The organism is Heliomicrobium modesticaldum Ice1, from assembly GCF_000019165.1.
GTDB lineage: Bacteria > Bacillota > Desulfitobacteriia > Heliobacteriales > Heliobacteriaceae > Heliomicrobium > Heliomicrobium modesticaldum.
This window is the reverse complement of the sequence record NC_010337.2, coordinates 2,845,434-2,866,097: the sequence shown is the minus strand read 5'-3', so window position 1 is coordinate 2,866,097 and position 20,664 is coordinate 2,845,434. Positions and strand designations below refer to the sequence as shown.

Genomic DNA, 20,664 nt, shown 5'->3' with positions numbered 1-20,664 from the left:
TCATGTGTGTGATTTGTTCGAGTCGATATGTATTTGGGAACCAGCCGCGGCAAAAAACGTCAAATTATATGTTGCCGCTTGATATTATTTTCCAGCAAGTATACGATATTACTGTCGGCGGCTGCATTAATGCGCGGTTTTCCGGTCGCAGGCTGCACGCAAAACCGCGCGTTGGAAAACACAGGTCACAAAGGAGGGATGGTTGGAGATGCTCCCGATATATCTGGCGATGCTTGATGGCGATGACGAAAAGAGCAAATTCGAATCGCTTTACCTTACATACAGAAAGCTCATGTTCCACGTCGCAAACGGTATTCTGAACGACGAGGGCCTCGCGGAGGACGCGGTGCATCAAGCGTTTCTAAAAATACTTGAGAATTTCGATAAGGTGGGCGAAATTTCCTGTCACAAAACGAGGAACTACGTTGTTATTATTGTTAGGAACGTTGCCATCAACATGTATAACAGCCGGAAAAGGTATTCTGCCGTTCCGATTGAGGAAGCTGTGTTTTGCGCCGCCGGAGATCTCCCGGAGCAAACGGAAAATCTGGATAGCCTCACAAAGGCCGTGCTGAAGCTGCCCGTCATATATAAAGACGCACTGAAGCTGAAATACGTCCAGGAGTTTTCGAACGCGGAAATAGCGGAGATGCTTGGTATTTCCGAGGCGGCGGTCAGAAAGCGGCTCGAGCGCGCGAGGCGCATGCTTGAGGAAATTCTGGGAATGGAGGGAAACTCTGATGACGATTAATTTTACCGACGACATGCTCAGGGAAGCCGTCATCAAGGCGGACATATGCGAACTGGAAGCCCTGCCGGCGGATCATGAGATAGAACACGAATTCTCAAAAAGGTTTGAGCGGAGGATGAGAAAGCTTGTACGCCGGAGCAAAACGGGAAGCGCGGCCGGCGGAGTCGTATTTTTGCGCAGGCGGGCGGTCGCACTGGCTGCAGCAATCGTCATCCTGCTTGCAACCGCGATGAGCGTATCGGCCGTGCGTGCCGCGGTATTTGAATTCATAACCGAGGTGTACGAAAAATTCACTCATATATTCTTTAATGAAAGCCAGTCATCAAATGATGCGGCCGGTAAATTTATCGTACGCAGGCCGTCCTTCATACCGGAGGGTTTTGAGCTTATCAACGAAAAAACGGCCGGGCCCGTCCTGCTGGTATACGAAAAGGGATCCGACTATATATCCTACAGCCAGCAGCGCCTTGAGGACGTTTCAATGGATATAAACACCGAGGGAGCCGAGCTTGAGGAACTGGAGTTTAAAGGCCTTCCCGCAAAATACTATTCCAACCGGGGCGTCCAGAACCTGCTCTGGTACGATGATAAGTATATGTATATGGTGTCATCAACACTGGATAGAGATATTGTGTTTAAGATCGCGGAAAGTGTTGAAATTACAGACACAGACTTAAGTCCATAAGGTTCAGAAAAAATTTTTAGAAAATTTATTTTCCTTGTCACAAAAACCTCTTTTGATTTGTTTTATTGAAAAGAAAATCAAGGAGATTTTATTATGAGATCCATAAGGAAGTTGAAAAACATAACATCTCTATCATGCTTATGGAGTATAAGTGTAAGCGGCTGGATGGATTATATCAATTAATCTTGCAGTTCAAGAAATGAGAATGATATAAATTAAAGGAGATGAAGGATAATTTAATGAGAAAAAAATTGTTATTGGTTACGTTTTTGATTTTATGTATCATTGGAATAATTGGTTGTTCAAAAGAAGGCTCTGTAACTAAAACATCGCCTAATATTAGAGAGCAAGTAATTGGCACTCTCCAGGACGATGTACACCGAATACTTGGGGAACCGTCAGGAAAATTGTCCGGCTTTTCGGGAGAGATCTATACATTTGACAATGGCACGCAAATGGTTTTCTATTATGATAATCAAATGAGAGTAGAAAAGGTCAGGATAAATGACAAGGATGGAACAAATACACTTAGCATTGAGTAGCAAATTACTGCCAAATCTGCATAGAGACTGGATTAGTGATTGCGGAAAAAGTTGAAACCGCGGGCGCGGACAAAAGCCCGTAGGATTCACAAAATTTTTTTGAAAAATTTATTTTTCCCGTCACAAAAGCCTCTTCTGATTTGTTTTATTAGTGAGAACAAAAATCAGAGGGGATGATTTCATTGGGCTTTTTGGGATATTGCATAGACAGGGCTTGCGTAAAAACGCACAGGCTGTAGCGGCTTATGGAAAGTTATTGAAGTGTAAAACCTTAATTTTTTAGAGAGGTGGATAGAAAAATGAAAAAGTGTTTACTTTCTATTATGTCAATTTTAGTCATTGCTAGTATATTTATAACAGGTTATAGTGTTCCTGCAAAAGCGATAGACGACAATAAAAAACTAACGAGGAATATTTTTTCATCAAAAATTGAAGATCATTATATTATTTATAATTCTGAAACTATTGGTATAAATGTTATTCGTCTTTATCCAGAACCAGATATGAAATATTTTGAGAATTGGCAAGGAAAGTATTCTAAAGCAATTGATTATATTAAGGGCAACATACCAATTGAATTTAACATTAATAGCGAAGAGTTTCAATCTTTTGTCAAACAATATATGTTTATAGACACAGGAACGGCAATTGACAATCAGATGATCGAATTTGTTAAATTTATAGACTATTATGAAAACATAGGTAAAAACAATAAAATCCTAAGTTATTATTCTGCAGACGAGCTCAACTCTAAAAAGGTTGATGAAGAATTTTTGGGATTATTACCAATACCAACGGACGCGCGGATAACAAGCGAGTCAAAATCTAGTGATGATATAAACAATATTATTTTCGGTGAAGCATCTACAAATGGATACGATGCTTCGGCTGCAGTTACATATGCTAAGAAATGGTGGTATCAGACCAATAATGATGATTATCCTTATTATACGGATTATTATGGATTAGATACCTCCACAAATGCAATGAATGACCTTGAGCATGATCCAATGAGCGGACGTTCACAAACTACAAGAAGAACGTATTCGGATTGTACAAATTTTGTATCTCAGTGTCTTAAAGCTGGCGGAATGATTGAAATAAAATCAGGAATACTTCTGCCGCACACAAAATCTACAAATTGGTATTATAGCGATTCAAAACCGTCTTACACATGGGGAGGTGCTTTAAATTTTTATAATCATTGGAGTCAGCGAGCAGGTGTAACACCAAGTTCTTCGAATTTACAAACAGGTGATGTAGTTTCTGTAGATATGACAGGTGATGGTGATACAGATCATACGGCAATTATAACAAAAATTAAGTCGACTGGTTCAGATTACGATGAAAGAATATTGTTAACACAGCATACTTATGATAGGTGTGAAACACGTTGGGACTCATCGGCTAAGAAAGAAGTGGATTATACTCTACAATATCTATATGATAAAGGATATACAATTTATGGATATGAAATGGACAAAGCAACTAATGAAAAATAATAAGAACTAGCAAAAACTGCCTACTGAATAAGTCTGAAATTTATTCAGTAGGCAGGACTTATAACTGTTTTCCCCTGTTTAAGCAGTGTACAAAGATTTATGAACAACATTTGTTCTGATGATCTGTGTCATTGAATTTCAGTTAAGCCAAAATTAAAGCCCAGCCTTGACGAAAATTCAGACGAAGAATAGAGGGATTTTCAAGGGGACGATAGTTAAAATTTAACAAAATTAGAGGAAAAGGTCACGCGGTGTTTGCCGCAAAATTGTCTAAAAGTACATGCTTTCAGGCAATTCAGACATTTTTAATACCATGCTAACGGCGGTGTTGAAAAATACCACCGCATCAAGCTTTATATAATGACTGCTGGTAATAAAGCATTTACACTATTCTAAGGGTGAGAACTTTTTTACTATTTCTGTTTAATAAGAGGTGAGAATATGAATAAAACAAAGGCACTCAGTTTATTAATCGTTATATTTATATTATTAATTGCATTGATTGTAATTTTTTTTGTTGATTTCAATCAGCCTTACAACTCATATCTGTCAATTGATAATACGAAAATAATAATGGGGCAAAGGGATTTGCTAACGGTGATTACTGATAACAAAGAGTATTATATAAAACCTAACTCGAATTTTTTGCAGTTATTTAATGAAAAAGAATGGAAAGAGGTAAAAGTAAAAGATGAATCGGAAAACAAGCCAACGTTAACAATTATAATTCAAGATAACGAGCATGAGTTGGTTTTCTATTCTAATAAATTTTTGGCTTCAATTACCTATTATGATAAAACAGAAGTAAGTAAAAAATGGTATAAAGTGCCTTCCGATATTTGTTCCATCATTGAAAATTATATAGTAGAAAATGGAGTCACGAAACCATAAATAAGCACAGCTAAGCCTCTTATCTAACATGTGGCAGCCTATTTTTAAAGATAGTATCCTCCACGCTGGACAGGGATGCCGTGTTCAGGATTCGCCGGAAGCGTTGAAACGGCGGGCGCGGACGCAAGCCCGTAGGGGGTCAAAAATTTTTCGAAAAAATACCGTTTTTCCTGTCACAAAAACCTCTTCTGATTTGTTTTATTAGTGAGAACAAATTTAGGAGGTTTTTCCATGTCAAAGAAAAGGTTTTTATCCGCAGCATTGGGCGCGTTGCTTCTTCTGACCGTGTTGGCGCCGGGAGCGCTGGCTATGGGGGAAATAAGCGCGGCAACGGAGTCGGAGATGTCCGTCAAGTATACCTACATCAACCAAGCAAGCACCTCACTGAGCATTTCGTCAAGCGGAACGGCCACCGTATACGGGTTTGTGCAGAAAACGCCCGCTGGGAAAAGCATTTATCTCTCGTCAACCTTACAACGCAACTCCAACGGCACATGGTCGAACGTAAAAAGTTGGTCTGCATCCTCGATGTCCTCGTCGGCCTCCATCCTCGAAACATATCAGGTGTCCAGCGGGACTTACAGGGTTGAGACGTATTACTATGTATCCGGCGACGGCGGATACGAGTCCGGCACAGTCTATAGCAAGACTGTAACCTATTAAAAAATATGATTTTTTACCGTGGGCTTAATTAAGAAAGAAGGTGGTTCCATTGGTTCACCAAAAATAGTTCGTAACATAAAAAATACTGCAAATGAAAGGAGTTTTATAAAAATGAAAAAAATATTTGCTTCGTTTTTAACGCTTGCCCTTTTTGCATCGCTACTGTGTGTGCCGTCCTTTGCGTCGGCAATCGACGACAGCGGAGGAATTCTTCAGGTTAAAGGTTCTGAGTTGTTAAAAGAACTGTTGTCTAGGCAGTTCGAATCGTATAAGACCGGACAGATCATTGACACAAGCGATATTTTTTTGGACAGCCAAAGCACACAACTGTATAACCAATATCTGAAATGGTATACCGGTTTAACCGACGCCACAAAGGAATACTGGACAAACTATGACTTCGATATGAGGTTTGCAGGAGCCGATAACGATGAACTGACATTTACTGCGGATTTGAGTTATACCCGTACCTGCAGTAAGTATGCCAGCGAGCAGTACAACTTTCCATATACGATTCGTATAGCTGCCCAAAATGGCAAGTATTACATCTCAGAGATTGATACCGAGGAAGCTAATTTCCACGATTTTAAAGGTCTATTAGCTAATACTGACTTTGTCTTGAAGCGTGCATCAGCCGAAAGCGTGGTGGACTCTCTTATTTCTGATTATGTTGCATTCAAAGAGAAATGTAACAATATGGTTGTTGACCCGGCTGATGTAGTCGACATGGAGGAAACTTTCAATGCATATTTAGCTCAGGACAATTCGAACATAAGTTTAAAAGCAACCTCCTACTCCTATGATGGGGAACGCGGCCGCAGATATGCCGATACCTATTACAGCACTCCTAACAGCTGTTTTTACTACGAGGCGAACGCAGATTGTACAAATTTTGTATCGCAGTGTATTTGGGCCGCGTATGGCGGGTGGTCTGACGGCGATACCAATGAAATCATGAGCGCTAATATTGCAGCCCGCAAGCGAATGCAAAGCAGCACTTCGCTGGATAATTGGTTTGGACATAAAAACGGTTTCGGCAATCCGTGGGGAGGCGTTAATAATCTTTGGAATTTTGCAACCGGCTCTCCTTCTACCGGACCTAAAGCCACCGGCGTTAATAATAACAAGGTGTGGAGCAATATTGCCTGTACCAGCATCGTCACCGGGCAGGTACTACAGTTTAGAAATGGCAGCTCCGGAGATTACGGACATTCTGTATATGTATCCGGGGGTACCAACGATACCTACGCTAACATTAAAATTACCCAACATACAAGCAATGCGCGGAGACAGTTGGATGAAGTGATCCGCGCGTGGGGCAGCGACAGCTGCTATATGCGCCAACTGAAGTTTAGCTCTGCCAACTTCGACAGATAGCTTTTTAGGCATCCTATGTTGGGGAAGGCCAGTTACCTTGGCCTTCCCCAACATATGCAAATTTCTATAGATGGATTACAAGGGAGGACAGAACCCACGCATCTTTAATAAAAAAGTCTGCTAATCCCCTGTCTGAGGCGCTGTTGGAGAATTGTCATGAAAACGCGACAATTCCCACGGGAAAATGGATGTAATTAGATTAATTTCCAGAAAATTTTAAAGGATTCCCGTTACCTTTGTCGAAGTGAGTGGTTGCAAAGCAAAACACTGAACAAAGGGGGAATCCTCAGTGCAAAGCGTAGCACAGCCACTCGAAGAAGTCCAGAAAATTTTTTGTAGAACACCTGGTGGAAAAAAAGCGGGCCGACTAATTCAACATTTTACGCAGTACGCCTCAAAGGTATATGGCTTTTCGCAGATGGTCCGTCAAGCAAAGGATGGTCGCAAACAACCCCGTATCAAAGCCCCAGCCATTTTTACCGTCGCTTTTTTTGGCGCCTTTTTCTGTATGGAAAGTATGGAGCAGATGGACCGTTGGCAAAAAACCGGGGTATTCCGTCAATTGGTTCCCAAAAACATTCGATTGCCATCACATGATACGGTGCGACAAGCCTTGATGAAATGGGATCTAAAAGAGCAACGAAAGCAGCATAACTGTGTGATCCAGCGATATAAGGAGCAACGCGGCCCGCAGAAGGAAAGCATCAATGGTTGGCGAGTGACTGCCATCGATGGCGTGGAGTTATTCCACACCAAGGCCTATCGTTGTCCCGAATGCCTTACGCGCGAACACCGCGACAAAACCACCGACTATTATCATGCGGTCGTAGTCGCTCAACAGGTTGGCGGCAACGCGAACCTGATTTATGACTGGGAAATGCGAAAGCCTCAGGATGGGGTGGACAAGGATGAAGGAGAAACCACCGTCGCCCAACGATTGATCCGACGTATGGCCGAGACCTATGGAAAAATAACGGATGTATACACGTTAGACGCGCTGTTTGCCAAAGCACCCGTCATTCATGCCGCTCTGGATGCAGGCGCTCATGTAGTTGTTCGCATGAAAGAAGAACGTCGACGGATAATGAAAGAGGCAAATGCCTGCTTTGCGAACCGGCTTCCGGACTCCACTTGGGAAGAAAGAGATGGAAAAGGGAATACCGTTTACGTTCAAGCTTGGGACGAAGAGGGATTGGCACAATGGCCGCAAGTTCGCGTGCCCATGCGAATCGTAAAAATCATTCGTCATACCAACAAGACAGTCATCGAAGCAAACAAAGAAGTCTTTGTCACTGATGTGGTGGAGCGCTGGATAGCAACCACATGCTCATCCGAAAAAGCGGATACCCAGACGATCGCACAAATTGCCGCCGCTCGTTGGGATATTGAGAATATTGGATTTCGCAACCTTAAGACGTTCAACGCCTTGGACCACTGCTTCGTGCACGATTCGGTGGCGATCAAAGCGATGATCGGATTTCAAGTGCTGGCTTTTAATCTTAAGCGATTGTTTTTCTTTCACCACCTCCCTGCCTCTCGTCATCGAGATGTGCCGCTTCGATATCTCATTGATGAGATGCGCGAAGCGACGAGGTGGGTATCTTTACATCTATATCGTTGGGTCTGGGAGTGGGGCTTATCTACTGCCTAGCTGACCAAGGGTGAAAGGGTGGGATTGCCTATCGAAGCACTGGTATAAACAAGGTGTTTTTTTCCATAAACTTGCGTAGGATAAATGCAACTGTCGACTGGATAATTTAAACATTTAAAGAGAGAATTGGTATCGCCATTAAATCGGTTAACCGTAAGAGGTCGCTCATTTGCTTGGTGCTATTTCGATTGCGTAGGTTCTGAAGGGAGGATTAAAATGTCTTTATCAAAAAAGGCATCTGTATTTTGCAGGGTAGTGCATTCTCCAACAGTAATACTTACAATATATGCAATTTTGTGCTTGTTGGTTTTGTCTGGCTGTAAACAGCAAAAAAACGATAAGAACGCAGAGTTGGCAGATGCGATAAAATGGTTTACATCGCAAACAAGCAGATATGATGTTATAACCGGTGAAACACGCAACAACCATAGTATTATTTTGGTAGGTGATAAAAATCCGGAAGTGGAAGGTCTCTATACGTCGTTCCGGGTTTTTGTGATGCAGAAAGATGGAGATGTGTATTTAGTCAAAGCGGCCAAAACTGTCGAAACAGCCATGTCCGCCGGTTTTTCCGCTTCAGTGCTGGTCACGGACGGCATGACCATTGTATTCGGAGATATAGCAGACGGTATATATGATTTTTCGTCGGACAAGATTGTGCCCGCCGAATTTTCGGAAGCCAGGGTCATCTATGACGAAGGAAAGGATGCCGCCACAGTCATCTCGAACAACACTCCATACATGCTGATACTTGATGGGGAAGTCGAAGTGAAAGACATCGAATATTCGGGGGATGGGACCAACGTAAAATACTCCGATTATTTCAGCGACGATTTAACGGCTGATGCTGCTTCGGAGGAAACGGGGTTCGAATAAAAATGCCGCTGTTGTTTAGGCTTTTATGCCAGCGTGCCTTTCCTTGCCGCATTTGAACCGGCAAGATAATAAAAAGCTCGCAGGAAACCTGGCAAAAAATACTTGACACCTCCAGTCGAACATATTAGACTGGATTTAGTCTAATATGTTCGACTGGAGGTGCTGTTAATGGATGAGGATTTAAAGCTAAGCAATGCGGATTACCGTTTGCTGTCAATTGTGTGGGAATTTGAGCCTGTCGCTTCGCCCGAGTTGTGCAGGCTGGCGGAGGTGCGGCTCGGCTGGAAGCGCACGACAACGTACACGGTGCTAAAGCGGCTCTGCGACAAAGGCGCTTTGCAGAACGAGAACACAATTGTCACTTCAAAAATGGGGCGTGAATGCGTTCAGGCGATTGAAAGCCGCAATGTTGTCGCCCGGGTCTTTGACGGTTCCCTGCCGAAGTTTATCGCAGCCTTTCTGGGAGATGAAAAAATCAGCGACAGCGAGGCGGAGCAGATAAGGCGGATCATAGACGAGTACAGGGGGCGAAAGTAATGGCGGAAGCATTTTTGAAGATTCTCAATATGAGCATTACGGCCACCTGCGTGCTGTTTGCCATACTCGTTCTGCGTCTGCCGCTTAGGAGGGCGCCGAAGCGGATATCCTATGCGCTCTGGGGCGTTCTTCTGTTCAGGCTTGTCTGCCCGGTGTCCTTTTCATCGTTTTTCTCCCTGTTTGGTCTTTTGGGAGCGCCTGTTACAGAGAGCGGAGCAATGGAATACATTGCAAATAGCAATATGCCTGACGCCGTGCAGCATATAGGCTCCGATACTGGTTACATCGCCGGCGAAGCGGCAAATTCCGCAGCGGTTCAGTCCGCCGGGGCGTCAAGCGCCGGCTTTATGCAGACATTCCTATTTTGTGGGGCTTGGGTTTGGATTGCCGGATTGGCTTTGATGCTGATTTACAGCGTCGTTTCCTATCTGCGCCTAAAAAATAGGCTTTCAACGGCCGTCCCGCTATGCGGCAATGTTTTTGAAACGGACGAAATATCCTCTCCTTTTGTGTGCGGCTTTTTAAAGCCAAGAATATACCTGCCTGCAGGGATCGACGAAACCGAGCGGAAATACGTTTTGCTTCATGAGCGTGCGCATATCCTCAGGAAGGATCACATCGCCAAGCCAATAGCGTTTTTAGCCTTGTCCATTCACTGGTTCAATCCATTCATGTGGCTGGCCTTCCGCCTGATGAGCCGCGATATGGAAATGAGCTGCGACGAGCGGGCGGCACGCGGGCTTGACCAGGATGGAAAGGTCAGGTACGGCGAGACGCTGATGCGTCTGGCGATAAAGCGTCCTCTTCCGGCGGGAAGCCCTCTGGCTTTCGGAGAAGGCGCAACGAAAGGCCGGATTGAGCATATGTTTCGTTACAAAAAACCGGCGTTTTGGATAGTATGCGCGGCGGTGATTTTCGCGGCCGTCTGGGCCGTATTGCTGATGGCGAATCCGGCCCAGACCATTGAACTTCCGGACACGGCGTCGGTATTTACCGTTGAAATGGAACAGTTCAACGACAGGTTAAGCGTAGGCCGTGTGGGTATAACCGGCGCCGAGCAAATCGACACAATTCTTTCGGCCATGGCTGGCTCGAAAAAAACGCTGAGGCGTTCCGTCAACGACCGCCCGATGCAGGACAACTATCTTGTTTTAAGGCTTATTATGGAAAATGAGATGAGAACGCTGTGCCTGTATTCGGAAGGCGGCGGCGAGTATATTGAGGAGCCATATATCGGGATCTACAAAACTCGCGGGAATTCAGGCAAAGTATTATATCAGGTATATACAGATAACATGGAGAAAAGCAGCGGCAACGCAATCAATATCCGCTGGAACTTACCCGCCGACGTTTCCCATCTGCTTAAAGACTATGCTCCGGTCAGAGACTATGCGGAGGACTATGTGCGCGAACAGATAAAGTATTACAACAGCCTCGGCTACAACATAACCGACGCGAAGATCACGGCAGTGACCCTTATGAACACCGGCACCGCAAGCCTTACCAAGGCTGTCGAGATGTGGCGGCTTGAGTACCGCCTGCTGCCGGACGACGCCGAAAAGGTGGTTCTCGCAGGAGGAATGAAAATGGAGGACGGCTGGCTGACAGAGTGGGGCAGCACGGGCCAGCCGCTTCTCGTGACCGTCCACGACTGGGACTCGAAATCCGAAATCCGGCGCAGGGTGGGCGCATTCAACACGCTCGGAGTGCAGGAAGAATATCAGGGCGACTACACCGCCGCCGCGATGGCGCTGTATCACGACTTTATTTCAAAAACAGGCGTCACGTGGGAGTATAACCCCAAAAGCTCCGTCTTCCCCGCCCTGCCGATCCGCATCAATATCCCTTTTTCCAACGCTCATGTGTCGGTGGACAGAGGAATGCTTTGGCTTAACGACGAAACGAAAGCGCCAAATTACATCGACTGCGGGAAGGAAACAGATTACCCGGCGGGCAAAACCATCCTCTGGTCGCCTTCGGAAGGCGACGTGTTCGACAGCAGCGACGTCGCCAACGGCTGTATCCTTCGCTTCGAGATAACTTCCAGCGACGGGAGCGTCCACAAAGGGACGATACTCGTCGATCAGTCAAAAAAGGCGGAAAACGGAGTGTGGTTTTACAGCGTTGCGCTGGCGGAAACCGACACCGGCCTGGTTCTTGCCAATAGCAGCGAATACGGCGGCGGATGCATATTGAAGCTGCCTGACGAATCATAAAGTTTAAAATATAAAACAGTCTTTAGGCTTGATATTGCTGACATCCCCCAGAAGTTTTCCGGGGGATGTTTTGTTATATGCCTTTCTTACATCATGTATCATGGAAATTTCTTGCACTAAACAACTTTTAGTCAGATCCGTATAAAAGCGCACAAATAATTGTCACAAAATGCCTCTTTATTTTGTTTTTATTGGTAGAGAGAAATATCTGGTTGTTAGCATATGGAAAAACCTTAAGGCTTTTTCTATTCTGAATCTTTTAATAAAACGCGACAATGCCAGTTGAATCGAAGGGCGGTAATCACGTTGCACTGCATAAAGGTGGAAGTGTTCTTGGATAAAAAACAAAATAAACAACCAAAAGACAAATTCGGCATGACAACACCTGCCGAAATTAAATAGAAGCTGAGCGTATGGCGGGTGCTGCCGTGTAAGTTGGAGCTTAAGAGGTTGATATTGTATGGCCAGGACTTCATACAATATCAAGCGGTTCTCTGCCAATATACATAAGGCAAAAGCTATACGCCGGAATAGATTCCATCCACGTATAAAAAGACAATACAGCGCAAAAAGCGATGACGACCCTTAGGCAGGGCGCTGCTTGATAGAATAGTTTTTGCGGCCGAGTTTACGAATTTCAGTAAACTCGGCCGCTTTTGTCTTTGTGTGCTTTTCTCTGGGTGCCGCAGTCCTCCCCGCCTCCTTTCCCTGAGCTTTCGGGAAAGGAGGTGGAAACGGATGGACAAGGAGTATTTTATTGAACTAAACGGCAGGCAAATTCCGGTCAGCAAGGAAGTATATTATGCTTTCAAGCGCCCTGTTTGGAGAGAGCGCAAGCGCAGGCAGGTTCGCGCGGAAAAGGAGCTGTCGCTTGAGGCGTTTGCGGACGCGGGGTTTGAGATTCCTTCCGAGCAGGCGCTTGTTGAAGAGATCGTCGAGGACAAGCTTTTGCTGGACATGCTGTTCAAGGCGCTTTCGGAATTGACGGACGATGAACGTTTTCTGGTCAACGAGTTGTTTTACAACGGCAAATCGGAACGCGAGCTGTCTAAAGAAACCTGTGTGCCGCGAAAGACGCTCGCCTACCGCAGAACTAAAGTCTTGGAGAAACTGCGCAGGCTGATTGAAAAAATGTAAAAAATTTTTTGCCCACCCGCCCCCTAACTTTCCTTTGGATTGTGAGGGGGTTTTTTTCCCCGAAACGGAGGTGAAGGACATGAGAAAAAATGCAACTGCCGCTTTGACGCAGAACGAGGAAACGGCGGAAGAACTGGTTGGCATCCTGACCGCCATCAGCGTGGTGTCAAAGCGGCTGGCAAAAAAACTGGCAGCGCTCGAAAAACTGCCTGACGAAGGGAGGGACAAAACGGATGGAACAGCCGAAACCGCTGCTGCCCATGCTGATTAAAGCTAAGCCCTACAGGCATCAGATTGAAGCGTTCAATTTTGTATGCGGCAAGTTCGGGCTTATCCCTTCGCAAACTATGCCTTCTGCAGGCGCGGCGCTGCTCATGGAAATGGGTACCGGCAAGACCATAACAAGCATCGCGGTCGCCGGCGCTCTGTATCAGGCGGGCAAAATCCGCAGGCTTCTGGTGGTGGCCCCGCTCTCAATCCTCGGCGTCTGGGACGGGGAATTCGCCAAGTTTGCGGATTTCGATTACAGCCTTGCGGTTCTTGAAGGCAGCGCCGCAAAGAAAACCGATACACTGCGGCACATGCGCGGCTCTCCCCTGCAAGTCGCGGTAATCAATTATGAATCGGCGTGGCGGCTGGAAAAGGAACTTGCCGCATGGAACCCCGACCTGATTATTGCGGACGAGGGGCACAAGATCAAAACCCACAACATAGCCGCTTCCAAAGCCATGCACCGGCTGGGCGCGCGGGCAAGGTACAGGCTGCTGCTTACCGGAACGGTCATCACTAACAAGGCCATCGACGTGTTCAGCCAGTACAAATTCTTGAGTCCCGCCGTCTTCGGCCAGAGCTTCTATGTGTTCCGCAACCGGTACTTTGACATGACAGGCTACGGCAACCACACGCCGGTGCTGAAAAAATCAATGGAGCAGGATTTGATGAAAAGGCTCCACAGCGTCGCCTTCCGGGCGACCAAGGCCGAATGCCTTGATTTGCCGAAGACCACCGACATTGTGCGGTATGTGGAGCTGGAGAGCGCCGCCATGAAGATTTACAGGGATCTGGTAAGGGACAGCTACGCGGAGCTTGGCAAGGGAGAAGTGACGGCCACAAACATACTGACGCGCCTGCTCCGGCTGTCGCAGATAACCGGCGGCTTTATCGGCGGCGGCGAAGGCGGCCCTGTGCAGCGCGTCAGCACTGCAAAAGAGGAAGCGCTTGAAGATATTATCGAGGATGTTTTGCAAAGCGGCAAAAAGCTGGTGATCATAGCGCGGTTCATTCCGGAAATCAACGCCATCTGCAGGCTCCTTGAGAAAAAAGGCATCAGGTACTCGCTCCTCATGGGCGGCGTGAAAGACCGCGAGGAGCAGGTGTCGGCGTTTCAAAACGGCCCGGAGGTGCAGGTGTTTGTCGGACAGATCGCGACTGCGGGGCTCGGCGTGACGCTCACCGCCGCCAGCACCATGGTGTTCTATTCGCTGGACTACAGCATGAGCAATTTCGAGCAGGCCAGGGCGCGCATCCACCGCGTCGGGCAGAAAGAGAACTGCACCTATCTGTACCTGACGGCAAAAGGCACTGTCGATGAAAAAGTGCTGAAAGCTTTGAGGGATAAGGCAGATCTGGCGAGAATGCTGGTGGACGATTACAGAAGCGGGCTCAATCCTTTTGCGGCAGGGGGTGAAAAAGCATGAACGAGCAAGGCGAGAAGATGTTTGAACTGGCCGAACAGCTTAAGGAACTCAAAGACCTGAAGAAATCCACAGAGCAGGAGCTCAAGAAAATCAACGACAGGATCGACGAGACGGAATACCGCCTGTCGGAGCTGATGGCGGAAACCGAAACGCAGAACTTTACCCGGGGCGGCGTAATGTACTATCTGACCGGCACAATGAGGGCGTCGGCTGCCGCGGGCCGGAAAGAGGAACTGTATTCGGCGCTCAAAAAAGCTGGGTTTGGCGACCTTGTCTATGAAACGGTCAACGCCAACTCCCTGTCGGCCTTTGTCAAGGAGCAGATGGAAGAAAACAACGATGAGCTTCCAGGCTGGCTTTCGGGGCTTGTAAACGTCTTTGAAAGGACCTCGGTCGGGATGCGCAAGGCTTCAAAATAATCAATTTAGGAGGTTTTCAAAATGTCAAGCAAAAAAGAAACGTCGTTAACAAAGCAGGACAACGGTTTTCTGAGGCTTGCCGATTTCAACATGGCTGGGATGATGGCAGAAGAGCTGGACGGCCTGGATATGAGCTTTGAGCGGATTAAAATCCCGTCGGCGGGCAGCACCGTATTTGAAGTGCCTGGCGAAAACCCGGGGGAGCCGGATACGGTCAAGGAATTTTCGGCGGTGATTTTGTACCATCATCCGCTTCATGCCTACTACAAGACCAAATACACCGGAGGCAGCCAGCCGCCCGACTGCGGCAGCTTCGACGGCATAACCGGCGAAGGCGACCCGGGCGGAAATTGCAATACCTGCCCATTGAACCGGTTCGGCACCGGCGAAAACGGCAGCAAGGCATGCAAGAACCGCCGCAGGATCTATGTGCTGCGCGAGGGGGAGATTTTCCCGCTGCTCTTGTCACTCCCCACCGGCTCTTTAAAGGAATTTACCAAATACATCAAGCGGCTGCTGTCCAAGGGCAGGAAATCCAACAGTGTGGTAACCCGCTTTTCTTTAAAGAAAGCGACAAACAGCGGCGGCATCGCCTATTCGCAGGCGCAGTTTGCAATAGACAGGACGCTGACGGCCGAGGAATACGCGCTTATCGGCAAGCTGTCCGAGCAGGTCAGGGAGTACAGCAGGCGGGTCGGTTTCGAAGCGGACAATACCGTGGAAACGGACATTGATGAAGAGGCATTTGCGGATCCCGAAACTGGCGAAATTATCGAGCCTTTAAAATAAGAACCATGCTTGGGGCGCGGGAGCAGGATTCATTCCTGTTCCCCGCTTTAGGCGGAGGGGAGGGACTATGGAATACAAATGCGTAACAGATTTAACGGAATTACGGGACTATCTCGATAAAGCGGGCTTAATTGCTTTTGACTTTGAAACCGCGCCCCGGGAGAAATACCGCAGGGATGAAAAGGCGGCGCTGGACGCGCATAAGGCGGATATCGCCGGAGTGAGTTTTTCAGTTTCCGAAGGAACGGCCGTTTATGTTCCGTTAAAACATAAAACCGGAAAGAATGCCGGTTCGCCGGATAAGATCATGCAATGGCTGTCAGAGAATGTGTTTGCCAATCGAAAGGTTGTAAAAATCGCTCACAACCTGAGCTTTGAGGCGATGTTCCTGTACGCCCTCGGCGTCGTGCTGCAGCCGCCCTGCTACGACACCATCGCGGCGGCACTGATGACTTTGAAGAGCAATACAGCTTTTAGGACACTTGCCGACAGCGGGCTGAAAACGCTGACGCAGGAACTGTTTGGCGTGGACCTGCCAAGCTTTGAAACGGTGACGGCAGGAAGATATTTTGACGAACTGGATCCACAGGATGAAGAAACCGTCCGCTATGCCTGCGCCGACAGCGATTATACACTGCGGCTGTATCATCTTTTCAATAACTGGTTTAACCGTTATCTGCCGAAGCACAGATTTATTGTGGAAAAGCTTGAATCGCCTGCGGCGGTTTACTGTGGGCTTATGAAGTACAATGGTTTACTTGCGGATGAGGAACTGATGCTTAAAAAACAAGCGGAGGCCGAAGGGAAGCTTGCGGAGCTGCGGGGTAATATCGCCTTTTTGATCGGCGACGTGAATATCGGAGCAAATGCTTCTACCTCGGCTTTCAAGAAATATCTGTACGACGATTTGAAGCTGCCGGTATTCAAGACAACTGCTAAATACCAGGAGGCCATGGACGACGAGGCCATGATTTTGCTTTCCGAGTGGTGCCGCGAAAACCGGCCCGAGCTTGCGGAGTTGTTTGAACTGGTGCAGGAGTACCGCAGATGGGGAAAAATCAAATCCACCTACATAGACGGGTATCTGGAGTATATAAACAGCGTCACCGGAAGGATCCACCCGGACATGTTCCCGCTGGGCACCGAGACGGGACGCTTTGCGGCAAGGAACCCGAATTTGCAAAACTGCCCCCGCAAGGACAACGACCCTGTTGGCGTGCGCAATTTCTTCATCGCGCCCAAGGGGAAGGCGCTGCTTTCGCTGGACTTCTCACAGATCGAGCTTCGGGTCGGCGCGTTCTACTGCCGGGACGAGCGGATGCTGGAAACCTACCGCACGGGCGGAGACATTCACGCGCAGACGACTTCGGTTATCTACCGCATCCCTTTCGAGGAGGCTGCGGACAAAAGCGCGCAGCATTACAAAGAACGCCGGGCTATCGCCAAAAACTGCAACTTCGGGGTGTTCTACGGCCTGTTCCCAAAAGGGCTCCATCGAAACCTGAAATTCAAGGCGGGACTGGATACGCCTCTGTCGGAATGCGAGCGGATTATAGCAAACCTTAAAGCAGGTTATCCAAGGCTTGTGCAGTGGCAGGAGAAGACAAAAAAGCGCGCGGCGTCAAGACGATATACGGAAACCTGGCTGGGCAGGAGACGGTATCTGCCGGACATTGCCTCCTCCGACTGGGGCAAAAAGAGCTTTGCCGAGCGGTGCGCGCTGAACACTCCGATACAGGGGACGGCGGCGGATATTTTAAAGCTTGCTCTTGGACGCATCATTGAGGGCCTGCCGCAGAGGATGAGGCTGCGCCCGGTTTTGCAGATCCATGACGAGCTGGTGTTTGAGGTTCCGGAGGACAAGGTGCATGAGGCGGCAGTGTTCATTAAGTCTTGCATGGAAGAGCGGCCTTTTGAAGAGTTTGACGTGCCGATTGTTGCAGAAGCGGCATTCGGAGTGAGGTTTGGAGAATTAAAGGAAATAATCGAGGGGGTTAATACATGAGCATAAGCAAATACAACGCCGAAGGATACCTTGATCTAACGGCTTATGAAGCGCTGCTGGCCATTGAGCGGGAGGCAAGGAAAGCGGCATTCCGTCCGCTGGTGTTCATCTGCTCGCCGCTGGCAGGAGATGTTGAGCATAATTTGGAGCGGGCAAGGCGCTGCTGCCGGTTTGCCGTAACGAAAGGTGCAATACCGCTGGCGCCCCATCTGCTGTTTCCGCAGTTTATGGATGACGGTGACAAATCCGAAAGAAACCTGGCCATTTTCATGGGATTGGTATTGCTCTCAAAATGCCATGAACTGTGGCGCTTCGGCAATAGAATATCCCCCGGCATGGCCATAGAACTGGAAAAGGCAAAGCGGCTCGGCATCCCCATCCGGCATTTTAGCGAACAATGCGCGGAGGTGAAGCAAAGTGCAAGGGGTTAAAGCGCCGGGTATTCCCATCGAGGAGTTTCTGCGCCCGTTTTTCGATGCGGGCGAAACGGTCTGCCTGCGGGTATTCAGCGACCGGAAAGATCCGGCTTTCAAGGGCGCGAAGCTTGAGTGCCCGGCGGGCAGGATCGGCAGCATGATGGAAACCTTGAAAAAACATAACGCAAAGAACCGGGGCATCTTCTTTGTCGTCAACTACGGCGGGCATGAGGATGCGGATATTACCCGCATCAACGCCCAGTTTGTGGAGTGCGACAGCCTGAGTTTCGAGGAGCAGCTTGCCGCGATTGAAGCGTTTCCTGTCGAGCCATCGCTGATTGTCAAGACTAGAAAATCATTACACACATACTGGCTGATGAAGAATGCTAAGGTCGAGGATTTCCGCCGGGTGCAAAAACGCCTGATAGCCAAATTCAACGGAGATCCGGCCTGCGTCAATGAAAGCCGGGTGCTGCGCCTGCCTGGCTTTTACCACTGCAAGGAAGAGCCAGTCATGGTAGAGTGCATCAAATTCAGCCCCGAGCTGCGCTATACGCAGGCGGAGCTGGAAGCGGCATTGCCGGAGATCCGGGAAGAACCCAAACCCGGAACACCGGCTCCAAAAGGAACGAGAAAAGGGCTCACGCTGGTTGGCAGGAGGTGCCTGTTCATACAGCACTGCAGGGAAAACGCAGAAACGCTTTCTGAACATGACTGGTATGCGATGATTGCAAACCTTGCGGTTTTTGAAGGCGGCGAGCGGCTGATCCACGCCTTGTCAAAGTCATATCCTAAGTACAGCCATAAAGAAACGCAGGACAAAATCAATCATTTTCTGGAGAGCGGCACCAAACCCATCACCTGTAGAACCATCGCGGAAAAGGGCTTTAGGTGCCCGAGGCTTGAGGACAACTTCTGCGGATGCAAGGCTCCGGCCGCCCTCTGCTACAAACCCCTTTCCGTGGAGGAACTGCGCGAATTTTTGTCCGAACAGCCGGTTGCAAAGTCGGCCGTGGATAACGTGCAAAAGGCGCAGGATTTTGTCCGGGATTTTCTGTACAACGCGGACTCCGTCGTCGCAGCCACGTTCATTGAATACGAAATGAAGGAGCATTTCGAGCTCAATTCTCCGGCAGTCAAATCCCTTTGTGCGCTGCAGAAGGATCTTTTCAAAGAATACCGCGAGAGCAAGGAAACAAAGCGGGAAACCATGGGCGAAGAACTGCCGGACTGGTACGAACCCTCCGAGCGCGGCGGCCTGCGCTTTATCCCGGGCCTGCTGGCAAGCCATATGTCCAAAAACGTCAGCGCCTTTTACGGGGCGGAAAGCTATTACATCTACGAAAACGGCGTATACAAGGCGGCCTCCGATCTGCAGGCGGCGGCCAGGGTGCGCGGGCATCTCATCGAGCGGTACGCCACCATGTCCGCGATCAACGATACGGAGGGCCAGTGGCGCATGCTCATTTACAAGCCCATCCGGGAAATCAACTGCAACCCGTTTATTATCAACCTCAAAAACGGGCTGTACAACGTGCTGGACGGGAGCTTCAAGGCGCATACTCCGGAGTATTATTCTACGGTGCAGCTTAAAGCCTCGTACAATGAAAACGCGGAGTGTCCGAAATTTATGGCTTTCCTTCAGAGCATTCTGGGGGACACGGAAATCCATCTGATGCAGGAGATCTTCGGATACCTGCTCATCCCGGTCAACAAGGCGCAGAAAAGCTTTGTTCTGGTGGGCGCGCCCAACGCGGGCAAATCGACGCTTCTTTCGGTGGCGCAGGAAATCCTGCTTGGGAGCGAAAACGTCAGCAACATCCCGTGGCAGTCGCTTTCTGACCGGTTCAAGACAGCAGAATTATTTGGGAAACTTGCAAACATCTTTGCCGACCTGCCTTCAAAAAGCGTGGACGACAACGGCATTTTCAAAGCCTTGACCGGAGAGGACTACATCACCGCCGAGCGCAAGAACAAGAATCCTTTCAGCTTCAAGCCGTATGCCCGGCTGCTTTTTTCCTGCAACGAGATCCCCCGCAACTACGGAGACCGCAGCGAGGGGTTTTACCGCAGGCTCATTATCATCCGGTTTGAAAACCCGGTGCCGCCTGAAAAACGCGATCCGAACCTGATAGAAAAGCTTGCCTCAGAGCGGGACGGCATCTTTATGTGGGCGCTTGAGGGGCTGAAGCGCCTGATTGCGAACGGCTATGCGTTTTCGGAAACCGAAGGTACGAAAGCGGAGCTTCAAAGATACAAGGTGGAAAGCAACAGCGCCCTGTCGTTTGTGGAGGAATGCTGCGTGCTGGAAGACGAAGCGGAATGCGTCCGGGAGGAGCTGTTCCAGGCATACCGGGACTATTGCTTGAAAAACGGCTTCAAGCCGATGTCGCAGGCCAATTTTAACAAGGATATTGAAAGCCTGGGCGAGCGCGTGGAGCGCGGGCTTGAAAAGGTCAGCCGCCGCAAAACATGGCGCGGCATACGCTTGAATGGGCAATGATATGAGA

Annotated in this window: 19 protein-coding genes; all 19 read left to right on the top strand. The window is 48.3% G+C overall.

What is annotated here, in order from left to right; all coding sequences use genetic code 11:
• Window positions 1-208 precede the first annotated feature (208 nt).
• The 19 genes from HM1_RS13270 (at window position 209) to HM1_RS13185 (ending at window position 20,657) form a co-directional block, all read left to right on the top strand.
• Entirely contained in the window at window positions 209-751 is a 543-nt protein-coding gene (locus tag HM1_RS13270; RefSeq protein ID WP_041314013.1) for an RNA polymerase sigma factor, read from the top strand.
• A complete protein-coding gene (locus tag HM1_RS13265) occupies window positions 741-1,436 on the top strand; it encodes a DUF4367 domain-containing protein (protein WP_012283907.1) in 696 nt (231 codons plus the stop codon). Before HM1_RS13270 ends, HM1_RS13265 begins: the two co-directional genes overlap by 11 nt.
• Window positions 1,437-1,675: 239 nt before the next feature.
• Window positions 1,676-1,978 carry a hypothetical protein gene (locus HM1_RS13260; RefSeq protein ID WP_041314010.1) on the top strand — a complete coding sequence of 101 codons (303 nt, stop codon included), beginning with the start codon at window positions 1,676-1,678 and terminating at the stop codon, window positions 1,976-1,978.
• A gap of 299 nt (window positions 1,979-2,277) precedes the next feature.
• A complete protein-coding gene (locus HM1_RS15385; RefSeq protein WP_012283904.1) occupies window positions 2,278-3,480 on the top strand; it encodes an amidase domain-containing protein in 1,203 nt (400 codons plus the stop codon).
• Between the two features lie 441 nt (window positions 3,481-3,921).
• Window positions 3,922-4,371: a hypothetical protein gene (locus HM1_RS13255; protein WP_041314007.1), complete on the top strand. Its 450-nt coding sequence runs from the start codon at window positions 3,922-3,924 to the stop codon at window positions 4,369-4,371.
• 231 nt (window positions 4,372-4,602) lie between these two features.
• A complete protein-coding gene (locus HM1_RS13250; protein WP_041314004.1) occupies window positions 4,603-5,034 on the top strand; it encodes a hypothetical protein in 432 nt (143 codons plus the stop codon).
• 18 nt (window positions 5,035-5,052) lie between these two features.
• A complete protein-coding gene (locus HM1_RS13245; RefSeq protein WP_148207142.1) occupies window positions 5,053-6,411 on the top strand; it encodes an amidase domain-containing protein in 1,359 nt (452 codons plus the stop codon).
• A gap of 289 nt (window positions 6,412-6,700) precedes the next feature.
• A complete protein-coding gene (locus HM1_RS15380) occupies window positions 6,701-8,062 on the top strand; it encodes a transposase (RefSeq protein WP_012281426.1) in 1,362 nt (453 codons plus the stop codon).
• Between the two features lie 216 nt (window positions 8,063-8,278).
• A complete protein-coding gene (locus HM1_RS13235) occupies window positions 8,279-8,938 on the top strand; it encodes a hypothetical protein (protein WP_012283899.1) in 660 nt (219 codons plus the stop codon).
• A 168-nt stretch (window positions 8,939-9,106) separates the two neighbouring features.
• Window positions 9,107-9,475, top strand: coding sequence for a BlaI/MecI/CopY family transcriptional regulator (locus HM1_RS13230; protein WP_012283898.1), 369 nt, complete (start codon window positions 9,107-9,109; stop codon window positions 9,473-9,475).
• Window positions 9,475-11,691: a DUF5301 domain-containing protein gene (locus tag HM1_RS14810; protein WP_012283897.1), complete on the top strand. Its 2,217-nt coding sequence runs from the start codon at window positions 9,475-9,477 to the stop codon at window positions 11,689-11,691. The genes HM1_RS13230 and HM1_RS14810 overlap by 1 nt, the downstream gene beginning before the upstream one ends.
• A 738-nt stretch (window positions 11,692-12,429) precedes the next feature.
• Window positions 12,430-12,828 (top strand): sigma-70 RNA polymerase sigma factor region 4 domain-containing protein, encoded by a 399-nt coding sequence (locus HM1_RS13220; protein WP_012283893.1) that lies wholly within the window; start codon window positions 12,430-12,432, stop codon window positions 12,826-12,828.
• A 79-nt stretch (window positions 12,829-12,907) separates the two neighbouring features.
• Window positions 12,908-13,099, top strand: a complete 192-nt coding sequence (locus HM1_RS13215; RefSeq protein WP_012283892.1) for a hypothetical protein — start codon at window positions 12,908-12,910, stop codon at window positions 13,097-13,099.
• Window positions 13,062-14,525 carry a DEAD/DEAH box helicase gene (locus HM1_RS13210; RefSeq protein ID WP_041314002.1) on the top strand — a complete coding sequence of 488 codons (1,464 nt, stop codon included), beginning with the start codon at window positions 13,062-13,064 and terminating at the stop codon, window positions 14,523-14,525. Before HM1_RS13215 ends, HM1_RS13210 begins: the two co-directional genes overlap by 38 nt.
• Window positions 14,522-14,944, top strand: coding sequence for a gp33 family protein (locus tag HM1_RS13205; protein ID WP_012283890.1), 423 nt, complete (start codon window positions 14,522-14,524; stop codon window positions 14,942-14,944). The genes HM1_RS13210 and HM1_RS13205 overlap by 4 nt, the downstream gene beginning before the upstream one ends.
• A gap of 21 nt (window positions 14,945-14,965) precedes the next feature.
• Window positions 14,966-15,733 (top strand): hypothetical protein, encoded by a 768-nt coding sequence (locus HM1_RS13200; RefSeq protein WP_012283889.1) that lies wholly within the window; start codon window positions 14,966-14,968, stop codon window positions 15,731-15,733.
• 67 nt (window positions 15,734-15,800) lie between these two features.
• Window positions 15,801-17,738, top strand: coding sequence for a bifunctional 3'-5' exonuclease/DNA polymerase (locus HM1_RS13195; RefSeq protein WP_012283888.1), 1,938 nt, complete (start codon window positions 15,801-15,803; stop codon window positions 17,736-17,738).
• A complete protein-coding gene (locus HM1_RS13190; RefSeq protein WP_012283887.1) occupies window positions 17,735-18,169 on the top strand; it encodes a DUF7768 domain-containing protein in 435 nt (144 codons plus the stop codon). Before HM1_RS13195 ends, HM1_RS13190 begins: the two co-directional genes overlap by 4 nt.
• Complete coding sequence (locus HM1_RS13185) at window positions 18,156-20,657, top strand: phage/plasmid primase, P4 family (protein WP_012283886.1); 2,502 nt, start codon at window positions 18,156-18,158, stop codon at window positions 20,655-20,657. The genes HM1_RS13190 and HM1_RS13185 overlap by 14 nt, the downstream gene beginning before the upstream one ends.
• The last annotated feature ends 7 nt before the right edge of the window (window positions 20,658-20,664 follow it).

What these genes read in the sequence shown, in the direction of transcription:
- HM1_RS13215 (WP_012283892.1), top strand. Translation starts at nt 12,908, where the DNA reads ATGAGAAAAAATGCAACTGCCGCTTTGACGCAGAACGAGGAAACGGCG.
- HM1_RS13205 (WP_012283890.1), top strand. Translation starts at nt 14,522, where the DNA reads ATGAACGAGCAAGGCGAGAAGATGTTTGAACTGGCCGAACAGCTTAAG.
- HM1_RS13265 (WP_012283907.1), top strand. Translation starts at nt 741, where the DNA reads ATGACGATTAATTTTACCGACGACATGCTCAGGGAAGCCGTCATCAAG.
- HM1_RS13230 (WP_012283898.1), top strand. Translation starts at nt 9,107, where the DNA reads ATGGATGAGGATTTAAAGCTAAGCAATGCGGATTACCGTTTGCTGTCA.
- HM1_RS13235 (WP_012283899.1), top strand. Translation starts at nt 8,279, where the DNA reads ATGTCTTTATCAAAAAAGGCATCTGTATTTTGCAGGGTAGTGCATTCT.
- HM1_RS13250 (WP_041314004.1), top strand. Translation starts at nt 4,603, where the DNA reads ATGTCAAAGAAAAGGTTTTTATCCGCAGCATTGGGCGCGTTGCTTCTT.
- HM1_RS13270 (WP_041314013.1), top strand. Translation starts at nt 209, where the DNA reads ATGCTCCCGATATATCTGGCGATGCTTGATGGCGATGACGAAAAGAGC.
- HM1_RS14810 (WP_012283897.1), top strand. Translation starts at nt 9,475, where the DNA reads ATGGCGGAAGCATTTTTGAAGATTCTCAATATGAGCATTACGGCCACC.
- HM1_RS13195 (WP_012283888.1), top strand. Translation starts at nt 15,801, where the DNA reads ATGGAATACAAATGCGTAACAGATTTAACGGAATTACGGGACTATCTC.
- HM1_RS13190 (WP_012283887.1), top strand. Translation starts at nt 17,735, where the DNA reads ATGAGCATAAGCAAATACAACGCCGAAGGATACCTTGATCTAACGGCT.
- HM1_RS13220 (WP_012283893.1), top strand. Translation starts at nt 12,430, where the DNA reads ATGGACAAGGAGTATTTTATTGAACTAAACGGCAGGCAAATTCCGGTC.
- HM1_RS13255 (WP_041314007.1), top strand. Translation starts at nt 3,922, where the DNA reads ATGAATAAAACAAAGGCACTCAGTTTATTAATCGTTATATTTATATTA.
- HM1_RS13260 (WP_041314010.1), top strand. Translation starts at nt 1,676, where the DNA reads ATGAGAAAAAAATTGTTATTGGTTACGTTTTTGATTTTATGTATCATT.
- HM1_RS13200 (WP_012283889.1), top strand. Translation starts at nt 14,966, where the DNA reads ATGTCAAGCAAAAAAGAAACGTCGTTAACAAAGCAGGACAACGGTTTT.
- HM1_RS13210 (WP_041314002.1), top strand. Translation starts at nt 13,062, where the DNA reads ATGGAACAGCCGAAACCGCTGCTGCCCATGCTGATTAAAGCTAAGCCC.
- HM1_RS15385 (WP_012283904.1), top strand. Translation starts at nt 2,278, where the DNA reads ATGAAAAAGTGTTTACTTTCTATTATGTCAATTTTAGTCATTGCTAGT.